Here is a 12,623-nt window from a genome sequence, read left to right on the forward strand (position 1 = left end):
GAGAAATAATGGGCTTTATTTGGATGATTATCGTAGGTTTGGTTGCCGGCCTATTAGCACGAGCTATCAAACCCGGGTCTGACCCAATGGGCTGGATTATGACTATTGTACTGGGTATTGTAGGCGCAATGCTAGGTGGCTTTATTGCTGGGCTTATTGGTATCAATGCCGATGGTGGCTTTACCAGTCTGATCTTCTCAGTCATTGGCGCAATCATTTTACTGTTCCTATACGAAATGATAATGAGCAAGCGCCGCGTATAACTGAGCTTTATAAAACACCAATCACAGATCTAGTAGCGAAAAGACCTTAAGTAAGGTCTTTTTTTATTGTCTTTTTAATTTATCGACAGATACAGTTAAAATACCTTAAAAACGCTAGGGTCCTGCTGGTATAGGCTTTTTGCAGCCTCTGTCTGCGTAGACATAGCAAGCAAGAAAAACTTATGCCAGCAGTAGGTTATGTATTGATATTACTTTTCATTGACTATGTATGAGTAATTTTTTGCTTAAATTATTTAGGGTTAATGTGATCTATTGTTATTTAATTTACGACTAATTATCTTGCTAGGTCTGATTTCGCCGTGAATATTCTTGATGTGTATTGATAAATGTTACTTTTGCCCCCATTTATCCTATAATAACAGACCTATTTGATCCGTATTATTAAGGTGAGCCGTATGGCATTACTCCCTATTTTGAATTACCCTGATCCGCGCCTGCGTACGATTGCCACGCCCGTAAAAGAGATTACTGCGGAAATTAAAACCTTAATCACTAATATGATTGAGACTATGTACGATGCGCAAGGTATTGGGCTTGCTGCCAGCCAAGTTGATCGACATATTCAGCTTATTGTTATGGATTTATCTGAAGACAAAGATGAGCCGATGGTATTTATCAACCCAAAAATTACGCCATTGGTAGAAGAGAAACAGCCTTATGAAGAGGGATGTTTGTCCGTGCCTGATGTCTACGATAAAGTTCAACGCCCCACTAAAGTGCGTATCGAAGCTTTAGACCAAGAGGGTCAAAGTATTGATAAAGAAGTAGAAGGGCTACTAGCCGTATGTATTCAACATGAGATGGATCACTTGAATGGGGTTATTTTTGTAGATTACCTCTCACATCTCAAACAAACTCGAGCCCGTGATAAAGTTCGTAAAGTACTTAAAATACGTGCAAAGCAGGAGCAGGACGAAAAACAAGCGGCTCAAGAGTCACAAACTACTAGCGTTTAACCTTGTTATTTCTAGCGTTATGGTTGAATTTTAAGACTAGCCAATAAGCGTTACCTGCCATCAGAGCTACCTGTAGTTGCTGTTATTCACTTTATTATCTCGGCTCACTGCTTGGATATTTTTTATTGTTCAAATACTTTATTGTCTTTATTAAAGGTTTTTTACCATGACCATGATCAAAATTGACCAATATTTTGACCCTGCCGGCTGGCAGAAATTTACTCAAGCTTCCGAAGGTCGTAACACGCCTTTTTTGGTCGTTGACCTCAGCCGTATCGCGACCAAATATCATGAAATGGTAGGGTTTTTTCCTGATGCTAAGATTCATTATGCGATGAAAGCCAGTCCTGCGGTTGAGGTGATTAACGTACTCGCTGAGCTAGGGTCAAGCTTTGACTGTGCGTCCGTTTACGAGCTAGATCGAGTACTCGATTGCGGCGTTGATGCCTCACGTATTTCTTATGGCAATACTATTAAAAAAGCCAAAGATGTTGAATATGCTTACGAAAAAGGTGTGCGTCTGTATGCCACTGACTCAGAAGCTGATTTGAAAAATATCGCTAAATATGCGCCAGGCTCCAACATATTTGTCCGTATTTTAGTAGAGGGTTCAGATACTGCAGAGTGGCCACTATCGCGCAAGTTTGGTTGTCACCCTAATATGGCGATTGACTTGCTGGTTCAAGCACGCGATTTGGGCTTAGTGCCTTATGGCATCTCCTTCCATGTTGGCAGTCAGCAAAGAGATGTGGCTGCGTGGGATGATGCGTTGGCTAAGGTCAAATATATGTTTGATTGGATGATTCATGAAGAAGACATCAAGCTAAAAATGATTAACCTAGGTGGTGGTTTTCCAGCCAACTATATCAGTGAAGTCAATCCAGTGCAGGTCTATGCAGAAGAAATAAAACGTTACTTAACTGAAGACTATGACGACGATAATATGCCAGAGATTATTCTTGAGCCCGGGCGTTCATTGGTTGGCGGTTCAGGCGTATTAGTCAGTGATGTGGTGTTGATCTCACGTAAGTCGAATACGGATTTGATCCGCTGGGTCTACACCGATGTAGGGCTATTCCAAGGGTTGATTGAAACCTTAGGTGAGGCGATCAAATACCCAATCTATACACCAAAGATGGAAACCTCAACCAATAAAGGAACGGTAGTGCTGGCAGGCCCGACCTGTGACTCGGCTGATATTATGTATGAGGAAGCGGGTTATCAACTGCCCGAAGAGCTAGAGATTGGTGATAAAATATATTGGCTCACTACTGGTGCCTATACCAACTCTTATTCTTCCGTCGAGTTTAATGGCTTTCCGCCGTTAGAAGTGGTTTATGTTGATTAACCTTTGATAAATCACAATGAACAAAAAACGCGGTACTGCTATCAACAGTACCGCGTTTTTTATGTCTCGAACATTTTGTATTAAAATGAGCTACTGTACTAAAAGCCAAATCGGCGAGCTATTATTACTGACTCTAGTACTATCAACACTATAATTTGAGCTTTTATTTTGTATGCTCTGCGATATCTGTCCAATACTAACCCACTGTCCGCGCGGCACAATAATGGTACTGCTTAAGCTTTGGCCTTTAATGGCACTATTAGAATAACCGTTATTAGGATAACTATTATTATTGTAGTGGTTTCGATTATAAGACGAATTAGATGTTACTAGCGCTTCTTCGACTTGCGATAAGCTGACTTCAACTTGTCCATTAAGTAGTAATCGTGGTTTGACTTGAATGCCTTGCGTGGTTGGCAATAATACTTGCTGCTGAATAACAATTTGTCCTGACGGGCGATTAGATGATGAATAATAGTTAGTACTATAGTTTTGAGTTAATGACCATAGCGTCCCAGTACTGATACTTGCCGCACTTCCGGACAAGGTCTGCACTTGATATAAGCTATTATTTTGCTGTTGGCTATTACTTTGATTAATAATCCCGGTGCCTTGAATACCTTGGTTACTGATAATCACGCGACCTTGCTGAATATTATCTTGGGAGCTGCTGCTATTACCTACTTTTATGGACACAATTAGCGCTTGCGGTTGACCGTCAATTTGCGTGAGTAATTGTTGTACCGCTCGATAATTAGTGGCGGTAGTGTTTAGCACCAATTTATCTTGATAGGTTGTAACCGTGCCGCCATCACGACTGGAGCCAAGCTGTTGGCGGACGGCGGGTAGTAGCGCGTCACCACCATAAGTATGGATGACGTAAGTTTGGTAATTAGAACTAACTGCTTGAACTGTCAAGGGTAACCCTACTAGGCTTAGAGCAAGTATCACCTGCCGCACGTAGTAAGCAACGTCACTAACAAGAAACATCACTTTATTCTTACTTGTGTCCATGCGCAGCTCCTTGTTATTCATACCCCAAACCTATTCTCGCTTGAGCATTATTCATTCAACCCTAGTACATCTTGCATATTATACTGTCCAACTGCTTGCTGGACTACCCATGTAGTGGCGCGTATGGCACCAGCGGCAAAGGTCATACGCGCCCGTGCTCGATGGGTAATTTCTACCACCTCTCCATCAGCAATGAACATTACCGTATGATCACCGATAATCTCGCCGCCACGAATCGCGTGAATGCCAATGGTACCTGTTTCGCGTTCGCCCGTCTGCCCTTCGCGGCCATATACCACCACATCTTTTAGATTCTGACCACGCGCCTGTGCCACAGCTTCGGCCATCATATAGGCAGTGCCAGATGGCGCGTCAATTTTATGCTTATGATGGGCTTCAATAATTTCAACATCAGCGTCAGTACCAAAAGCTTTGGCAGCCATCTCTAACAGCTTTAAAGATAAGTTGACGCCAGTAGAGTAGTTGCCCGCATAAACGATGGCAATTTGCTTGCTTACTGCGGCTAAGACTCGTTCTTGCTGCTCATTAAAGCCAGTAGTACCGATGACCATGGCCACCTTATGGTCAGCACAGATTTTCATGTTTTGCTCAGTGGCAGCAGGCAAGCTAAAATCAACCAGCACATCGATGTCATTAATCACTGCGGCTAAATCATCGACTATTTTTACGTTTAAAAGCCCTATGGCAGCAACTTCACCAGCGTCGGCTCCAACAAGGCTTGAACCTTGACGCTCAATAGCGGCGCTTAATGTGGTCTGCGGACTGTCCTGTACTGCTTCAATCAGCATGCGCCCCATACGTCCGCCGGCACCGATAATACCAATATTTATATTTTGCTTAGCAATTTTATTATCTACTTGTTGAGTCATGTTGTTATCCTAAAACCTTTATTATTAGTAATCTGATTTTGTCAGGAGGTATGGCCGGCTTACTTTGAAACAGATATAGTGAGGTTGAGAAAAATTATTACAGCCTCTGGAGTGGCAAAGCCTTACTGTAAGTAAGAAAAAAATGTCAGCCGCATATGATTATTAGCATATATATTTTATTTGGTATTAACTACAGCGGTTGATAAATGCTCTGAATATCATAGCATGAATTGATTTTGGTGCCTTGTGGACAGCCATAAAAAAGCCCTTAAGTTTCACGTGAAACTTATGGGCTTAAAATAATGATTTACTTAATAAAGCTTACTGCTAATAATCAAATGCTATTAACCAACGCTATTAATCGAACAATTCACCAAACTTTTTAAAGAATGACTTTTTATGGGGCGACTGCTGATGATGGCTGTCATCATCTAGGGTATCTTGGAACTGACGCAATAAGTCTTTTTGCTCACGGTTAAGGTTCACTGGAGTCTCGATCACCACTCGGCAGATCATATCGCCTTTCATGGTGGTGCGTACCGGAGTCACACCTTTACTGCGGACACGTAGCAACTTACCACTTTGAGTGCCTTCTGCAACTTTTATTTTTACTTTGCCATCCAAGGTCGGGATTTCGACTTCTTTACCGAGTGCCGCATCAGTGATACTTACGGGCACGTCCATATAAAGATCGGCACCTTGACGAGTAAAGACATTATGCGGCTTGACTCGTACTTCGACATATAAGTCGCCGTTTTGGATTCCTGCCCCACCGGCCTCGCCTTCGCCTGATAAGCGCACACGATCGCCATCGTCGACGCCGGATGGAATAGCGACTTCTAAGTTACGAGACTTATCTTTGACGCCATTACCGTGACAGTCTGGGCAAGGGTTTTTGATTTGCTTACCAGAACCGCCGCACTGAGGACATGCTTGCTGTACTTGGAAAAAACCTTGTTGTATACGAACTTGGCCTTGACCACGACACATCTGGCAAGTGACCACATCCGAGGCATTTTTTGCCCCTTTACCATCACAGGTGCCACAAGGTGCTGGCGCGGTGAAGCTGATTTCTTTTTTACAGCCACGAACGGCTTCTTCAAGAGTGAGCTCAATGACATAGCGTAAGTCAGAGCCACGACGTGAACGTCCGCCACCACCACCGCCACGTGATTGACCAAAGACATCGCCGAAGTTGCCAAATATATCACCAAATATATCTTGGAAGTTACCGCCGCCAGCACCGCCGCCGCCACCACCCATATTATTTTCAAAGGCAGCATGGCCCATACGATCATAGGCTGAGCGCTTATCAGTATCACTGAGCACTTCATAAGCCATGGAGGCTTCTTTAAATTTATCTTCGGCATCAGGATCATCAGAATTACGATCTGGATGGTATTTCATCGCCAGCTTACGATAAGATCGCTTGATCTCTTTACTATCTGCTGCTTTGCTGACCCCTAATATCTCATAAAAATCACGCTTACTCATGGGCTCTCCTCTCGTCATCACAGTGCCGCCGGCTGCTAAGTCTATCGATCCTGTCGTCAACTATCCTATTGATCTTTTTATAAATAATCGCTTACGACTGTTTCACATGAAACACAGCGATAATAGCGTAAAGAGATACAAAGTGACTGGACGTTACTAGCGAATACGGCGGAATGCTGTTTAACCAAATCAATTATTAAAAGTTTGCGCTATTAATGGAGATGATAGGCTGATTTATCAAGCCATCAAGAAGGGAAATTAATAACGCCTCTACTTACGCTGACATCACTGCTAAAATTTATGATTAAAAATACATAAAGTCGCTTAATATAATTATCAACTATTCATAATAAATACCAGACTAGTTATAGCGTCAGTAAGCTTGAACAACCATCACAAACCTATATATTTTCATACCTTTATACTGCTGACTCATGCTAATATTTGTCGCCCTAAATCTAATTCAATGATCGCAATAATCACGCTGGACAAACACAGTAAAGGTATCGATAGCTATGAAAAATCTAAAAGCATTGCTCATATTGTTGGTGGTTATCGCAATAACGATATATGCCGGCTCACCTTATTATAGTGCTTACCAGCTTAAAAATGCCTACGATGCCAAAGACGGTGCTACCATCGCTGCTGCAATTGACTATGAACAAGTGCGACCTAGCGTACAAACTCAACTGACCAGTAAGTTCGCCAATACCCTGACGTTATACCCACTGGTTGCTGAGCTTGGCGGTCAGCCACTTAAGCAAGCAGCAAATAACTTTATTACACAGGCAGTAAATGGTACTATCACGCCGCAAAATATAGAAAAATTAATCACGACTCAGGGTCAAGCCAATAGCGCTACCAAAGAGCTGGCCGCAGCCTGGGCTATTGCCAGCAATCAGGTCGATCTCAAGAACCTTATTCAAGATCTAATTGTCCAGCGCGGTGATGTCAATGCAGTGGTTAACAACCAAATGCAACAAATCATGAAAAAGCAGTCTACCGAGTTGGCGCAGCAAGTCGCACGAGGGACAGATAGTGACCGGCCAACATTAAGCTACTGCGGTATTAATTGCTTTACCATTAGTGGTCAGGTCAAAGGTTATCCGCTCACTGTGATGATGGCACGTGATGGATTAATTGATTGGAAAATCGTTGATATTATTCTGCCTTAATGTAGGGCGTATCTTTTGGTCTATTTTATAAGTGAGCTTATGATGCACACTCAAACAACGCCTAAGGTGATGAGCGCTCAGTCTGATGCGCCAGCGCCAACGACTATATTAGATGGTGGGATGGGACGTGAGCTTGAGCGACGCGGTGCCCCCTTTCGCCAACCTGAATGGTCAGCACTGTCATTGAGTCTAGCACCAGCTAGTGTTCGTGATATCCACCTAGACTACATAAAATCTGGTGCCACGGTTATCACCGTCAATAGCTATGCGGTAACCCCTTATCATCTAGGAGATAGATTTTTTGCTGAAGGTGAACGGCTCATAGAAACGGCAGCGAAGCTCGCATTCGAAGCCGTACAAGTAAGCAAGAAGCAAGCAAGCAAAAAGCCTAATAATCCAGTAGCCGTACAAATCGCCGGCTGTTTGCCCCCACTGTTTGGTTCTTACCGACCCGACTTGTTCGATGCCAAGCAAGCCCCTGCTATCGCGCGTCCGTTATTATCAGCACAGGTAGACTATGTGGATATATGGCTGGTGGAGACTCAGAGCAGCATCGTTGAGGCGTTAACCTGGCATAAATTAATTACTGAGTTCACAGCTACTCAAAAACAAACCCCACAGAAACCCATTTGGATCGCGTTTACGCTAGACGACAGTCAACTAGATAGCACCACTGATGGCATTGACGGCATTGATGGCATTGATGGCATTGACAGAACCGATCAAGCCACGAGCCCACCTATGCTACGCTCTGGTGAATCAGTAGCCGAGGCAGTACAGGCTATGATGGCATTGAATGTCGATGCCGTATTATTTAACTGTAGTCAACCTGAGGTCATGAATTCGGCATTGCAAGTTGCGAAGGCGATTATTAACCAAGCGTCACATCCTATGCAGCTGGGCGTCTATGCCAATGCTTTTGTCCCAAAACAAATCCACAAACAAGCCAATGCACAACTGCGCCACATACGTAAAGACACTACTCCTGAGCATTACTTGACCTGGGCAACACTCTGGCAAGCCTCTGGTGCAAATATCATTGGTGGTTGCTGTGGTATTGGTGTCGAGCATATTGAACGACTCTCGCAGCACATGGCTGATAAGCAATGAGGTCTTTTTGAGTTTGTGACTTTAGCACTTTATTTAGGTAGTGGTTTATTCTACTCCCAAAAATTCTAAGAATTCTGCACTCTCAAAGCTTGCTTGGAACAAAACCCCATCCTCACGATAAATCGCAGGGGTCGCAAATATAGCAAGCCCAGCTGCTTTTTCGCGGTTAGCCGCCAGATAGTCAGCGCGACAACTTGCCAGCGCTGGGGTCATCTTACCGGTCAACATCGCTTTATCCAAAGCGCTCCGGCGACTGGCATCATCAGCTTGACACCAGATACCACGCATCTGCTCAAATGATTGCTCATAAATAGGATAACCAATGGTCTTGACGGTTACCCCTTTTTTGTTCAGTAGCTCTAGTTTTTTATGCAGCATACGACAATAAGGGCAATTGACATCGGTTGCCACGTAGATGACTGCTTTTTCAGGGCTAGTCGCTTTATAAGTAATCAGTTGTGCCTGATCGAGTGTACTAAATACCGATTGGTTTTTACGCTTTTCAAAATTCTCATCAAGTCCCGTAAACTGACCGTTTTCAATTACCGAAATTTCGCCATCAGTTATGTACTGGGCATCATCAGACACTAAGAACGGTACCCCTTCAAGCGTTGCGCCCCAGATTACCCCTGGCACTGCGGTATAAAAGAATGGCGTCTTGGTACTCATATTTTTGAGTGCACCCATATTGGCCAGCATACTAGCTTTAGTTGTGGGATTAACAAGAGTCCCTACTTGCGCACTACTGCTACGCACTGGGATCTCGGTCACTAGACGCTTACTCGGATTCTTTTGCAGTTCGCCTTGAATGACATATTTACCATCAGCCGTCATATGTAATGGTGGCTGTTCGGCGATGTTGATTTGATACATATTAGGCAAGTTCGATGGCACGATAGACCTTATCTGAGTTTTAATCCCTGCTTGCTTTAATACTTGGCGTAGCCGGCTATCAATAGCCGCGCTTACCTTGCCAGCTGGTTGAGCACTTGGTCTAATGTTAGTTTTGCTAGCATCACTACTGCTAGCAGTCTTGGTAGCTAATGGCTGGGCGCAAGCAGTAGTTGCCAATAGCATAGCAGCGATAAGACTAGCAGGTTTTAATATAGGTAATTTCACAGAGGTTGTCCTATCAGGTCTATACAAGGTTATCGACTAATCTAATTTTAAAAATACTAGGCTGATACCATTAATCTAATTTAAAGCTGACATATAACTTCATAGTAGTATTTAATAAACTTAAATTATATTATATAAAGAAGTAGATTAAAAAAGATCGACTGACTGTAGCACATTGGCAGGTTTTTATAAGAGCATGATAAGGACTTGGCGGCTAATTTTGCAAAATTGCTACCTAGCTTTAAGAGACGGGCAACAGAAACAGGCAACATCGGTAGACAGCTGACTTTATTAAGTCGCTGCTACCGATGGCTTTTTTGTAGTTATAGATTTTGTGATAAAAGGTTTTATGATAGAAGGTTTTGTGATGACGCTTAACCCTTATCCAATCTTAAAACTGGGCGACTTCTTCGTCGGTCAAAAAGCGACTGTCGCCTTTTTCCAGACCTTCTAAATTAATATGGCCGACACTGGCACGATGTAGCTCAGTCACTCTATTGCCAAAATAGCCCATCATGCGTTTGACTTGATGGTATTTGCCTTGCTCTAAGGTCAAGCGAGCATGAGTCTCATCAATGAATTCAAGAGTGGCGGGTTTGGTATCTTCATAATCACCATCTAATAAAATACCGTAAGCAACTTCTTCTACTGCATTTTCTTGGGCAACGCTGTCCATGGGTTCGGCTAGTGTCAGCTCATAAACTTTGGCATGCTCACGCTTAGGACTGGTAACGCGGTGCAACCATTTACCGTCATCACTAATAAGCAGTGCGCCCGTGGTATCGACATCGAGCCGTCCGGCAATACGTAAGCTGCCAATCTCTGGTACTGCAATGAGCTCAGTCACGATAGGATGCTCTTTAACTTTAAGCGTGCATTCAAAACCTTCAGGTTTATGCAATAAGATATAACGATTGCCGGCAGCAACCGATAATGGCTCGCCTGCCCAAAGAATGTCATCATTGACGATATCAACGTGCAAGCCAACATCTTTAGTCATCTTATCATTGACCGTGACTTCACCGGCGTGCAGAATTTTTTTGGATTCTTTACGTGACAGCTCGGTGGCTTTACTAATAAATTTATCTAAACGCATGCTATTTGCTACCATCAGTTGCTATATAGTTAAACCCATATAAATCCGCTACGGCGTGATCCTTGCTTGATGTAGCTGCTTTAATAAGCCAACTACTATCTACACTTGGCTTGCTGGTATCGAAACTATTTGGTTTAGTCTATAGTGGAAAATGAAATGAACACTGCATCAAATATGGACAGCAGTGATAATAGTGCAAGTTTAGCATATCCAACCTAGACCCTAAATTAAATATGAGCTATCAAACGTTACAACGTACGGTGAACGCCCGTCTTGAAATTAAAAAGTCTGAATTCATTGCTTATGCCTATCCAGTGACTTCACGTGAGCAAGCTATGTTTCACGTGGAACAACTGCGCGAGCAATATGCCGATGCCCGCCATTATTGCTGGGCTTATATTATTGGCGACCCCAATAATACTACTAGTGCTGGCTTCGATGATGATGGTGAACCGAGTGGTACGGCAGGACGACCGATATTGAATGTCCTACAGCATAAGTCGATTGGCAATATCATCATTATAGTGGTGCGTTATTTTGGCGGAATTAAACTGGGAGCAGGTGGTCTGACGCGGGCCTATGCAGGCTCTGCGCAAGCAGCTGTCAATGAGATGATATTAAGTCCTTATGTGGCAATGGCTCAAGTACAGATACAAGCTGAGTTTGCTACTGAAGCGCAGTGCCGCTATGTGGTTGACAGTTTGCACGGCAGTATTGATGACGTTGCTTATAGTAAGCAGGTACTATTAAACATTACTATCGCTGAGCGGGAGATTGAGACATTAAAGACAGCGTTGGCGATGGCAGGTAAGGTTCTACATGACGACGGCTAATCAAATTGTTAATAATAACTCATCTTCTGAGTATATATCTGTTCACTGAACGGTTCACTAAAAAATATTGGAACCCTGCTCATAGCTGAGTATGATAGTTACTTTTAATACTTTAGTTAAAATATATTATTTATTTCACGTGAAACTTAATGTTTGAAAATACAGCAATTCTATTAAATAAAAAATGTACTATTACCCTTTTTTCTTAATCAAACCTGATACGACTCTATGACTAATTTTACCTATAACAAATTTAAGCCACCATTTTGGCTCACCAATCCGCACCTACAAAGTATCTTGCCTAAGTTTTTTGCCCCAAAAGCACCCACTTACAGAAGGGTGGTCGAAAAAGACTCTTTAGATGAAAGCGATATTGCTTATGACTTTTATGATGCTCATGAGCTGAACGCAGACACAGATAACGATGATGCGCTAGAAAAGACACCGTTAATTGTGCTATTTCATGGTATGGAAGGCAGTAGCGACAGCCATTATGCGCGCGTGTTGGCTTATGAGATGCATGCTCAAGGTTGGCACTTTGTCGTAGCGCATTTTCGCAGTTGCGGTGGTATTCCTGCTAGCGGACGCGTGTTTTATAATGCGGGTGACACGGGTGAAGTACATCACGCGCTAGAAAACTTACGCCAAAAATATGCGCATATTTATGCCGTTGGGGTCTCATTGGGCGGTAATGCGCTGGCAAAATATATGGGTGAGTATGGTGATAAAGCGTTGTGTGATGGCGCAGTGGTCATCTCCGCACCCGTTGATATGTCATCGGCGGCCATTACTATGCATAGTTTTTTGAGTCATCGTATCTATACGCCGTATTTACTTAATCCCATTATCAAAAAAGCACTGGCCAATGATATAACCAAAGAAGAAATTGCCTCTATTAAGGCTGTCAATCGCATTAGCGACTTCGATAATATTTTTACGGCCCCGCGTCACGGCTATCGCTCTAAGAACGACTATTATCATTCCTCTTCTGCTCTACCCCATTTATTAGGTGTGACTCATCCGCTACTGCTCATTAGCGCCAAAGACGATCCTTTTATTGGCTTTACCGCTACCACCAACGATGTTTCTGATAGCGTTACTATTCTGGAGACGGATCACGGTGGTCATATCGGCTATCTCCGTTATCGTTCAGACAAAAAGCACTCTAATAAAAAAACCAACGCTACTCAGTCAGATGCCAATCCGTCTCTAACTAATGGTAAAAAAGCAAAAACATCAAAATTTGATATTAATTGGATACCCGAAACTGTCAGTGCTTTTTTTCATTCCATTGGTGTGTAATC

Annotated in this window: 12 protein-coding genes; 7 read left to right on the forward strand and 5 right to left on the reverse strand. The window is 43.0% G+C overall.

The features are described from left to right. The first annotated feature begins 8 nt into the window (after positions 1 to 8). From RCH20_RS03985 to RCH20_RS03995, 3 genes are all read left to right on the forward strand, one after another. Complete coding sequence (locus RCH20_RS03985) at positions 9 to 263, forward strand: GlsB/YeaQ/YmgE family stress response membrane protein (RefSeq protein ID WP_327192668.1); 255 nt, start codon at positions 9 to 11, stop codon at positions 261 to 263. A 416-nt stretch (positions 264 to 679) separates the two neighbouring features. Next, a complete protein-coding gene (def, locus tag RCH20_RS03990; RefSeq protein WP_327192669.1) occupies positions 680 to 1,240 on the forward strand; it encodes a peptide deformylase in 561 nt (186 codons plus the stop codon). A 172-nt stretch (positions 1,241 to 1,412) separates the two neighbouring features. Then, positions 1,413 to 2,588, forward strand: a complete 1,176-nt coding sequence (locus tag RCH20_RS03995) for a type III PLP-dependent enzyme (protein WP_327192761.1) — start codon at positions 1,413 to 1,415, stop codon at positions 2,586 to 2,588. Between the two features lie 90 nt (positions 2,589 to 2,678). On the opposite strand, the gene RCH20_RS04000 is transcribed toward RCH20_RS03995, so the two are convergent. From RCH20_RS04000 to dnaJ, 3 genes are all read right to left on the reverse strand, one after another. Continuing rightward, a complete protein-coding gene (locus RCH20_RS04000; RefSeq protein WP_327192671.1) occupies positions 2,679 to 3,602 on the reverse strand; it encodes a hypothetical protein in 924 nt (307 codons plus the stop codon). A gap of 47 nt (positions 3,603 to 3,649) precedes the next feature. Beyond that, positions 3,650 to 4,492, reverse strand: coding sequence for a 4-hydroxy-tetrahydrodipicolinate reductase (gene dapB, locus RCH20_RS04005; protein ID WP_327192672.1), 843 nt, complete (start codon positions 4,490 to 4,492; stop codon positions 3,650 to 3,652). A 357-nt stretch (positions 4,493 to 4,849) separates the two neighbouring features. After that, complete coding sequence (dnaJ, locus tag RCH20_RS04010) at positions 4,850 to 5,986, reverse strand: molecular chaperone DnaJ (RefSeq protein WP_327192673.1); 1,137 nt, start codon at positions 5,984 to 5,986, stop codon at positions 4,850 to 4,852. A gap of 515 nt (positions 5,987 to 6,501) precedes the next feature. Between dnaJ and RCH20_RS04015 the strand changes: the two genes are divergently transcribed. Together RCH20_RS04015 and RCH20_RS04020 are read left to right on the forward strand one after the other, a co-directional pair. Then, positions 6,502 to 7,161 carry a DUF2939 domain-containing protein gene (locus RCH20_RS04015; protein WP_327192674.1) on the forward strand — a complete coding sequence of 220 codons (660 nt, stop codon included), beginning with the start codon at positions 6,502 to 6,504 and terminating at the stop codon, positions 7,159 to 7,161. Between the two features lie 39 nt (positions 7,162 to 7,200). After that, the gene (locus RCH20_RS04020) at positions 7,201 to 8,271 is read left to right on the forward strand and encodes a homocysteine S-methyltransferase family protein (protein ID WP_442793090.1); all 1,071 of its coding nucleotides are present in this window, start codon (positions 7,201 to 7,203) and stop codon (positions 8,269 to 8,271) included. A gap of 45 nt (positions 8,272 to 8,316) precedes the next feature. Here RCH20_RS04020 and RCH20_RS04025 read toward each other — a convergent pair whose 3' ends face one another. Then, positions 8,317 to 9,390 carry a disulfide isomerase DsbC N-terminal domain-containing protein gene (locus RCH20_RS04025; protein WP_327192675.1) on the reverse strand — a complete coding sequence of 358 codons (1,074 nt, stop codon included), beginning with the start codon at positions 9,388 to 9,390 and terminating at the stop codon, positions 8,317 to 8,319. A 391-nt stretch (positions 9,391 to 9,781) separates the two neighbouring features. Then, a complete protein-coding gene (locus tag RCH20_RS04030; protein ID WP_327192676.1) occupies positions 9,782 to 10,486 on the reverse strand; it encodes a pseudouridine synthase in 705 nt (234 codons plus the stop codon). A 233-nt stretch (positions 10,487 to 10,719) separates the two neighbouring features. Between RCH20_RS04030 and RCH20_RS04035 the strand changes: the two genes are divergently transcribed. Beyond that, the gene (locus tag RCH20_RS04035; RefSeq protein WP_327192677.1) at positions 10,720 to 11,319 is read left to right on the forward strand and encodes a YigZ family protein; all 600 of its coding nucleotides are present in this window, start codon (positions 10,720 to 10,722) and stop codon (positions 11,317 to 11,319) included. Between the two features lie 228 nt (positions 11,320 to 11,547). Continuing rightward, on the forward strand, positions 11,548 to 12,621 hold the full coding sequence (locus RCH20_RS04040) for a YheT family hydrolase (protein WP_327192678.1): 1,074 nt from the start codon (positions 11,548 to 11,550) through the stop codon (positions 12,619 to 12,621). Positions 12,622 to 12,623: the final 2 nt, after the last annotated feature.

This window comes from Psychrobacter sp. PL15 (assembly GCF_035984995.1).
Lineage (GTDB): Bacteria > Pseudomonadota > Gammaproteobacteria > Pseudomonadales > Moraxellaceae > Psychrobacter.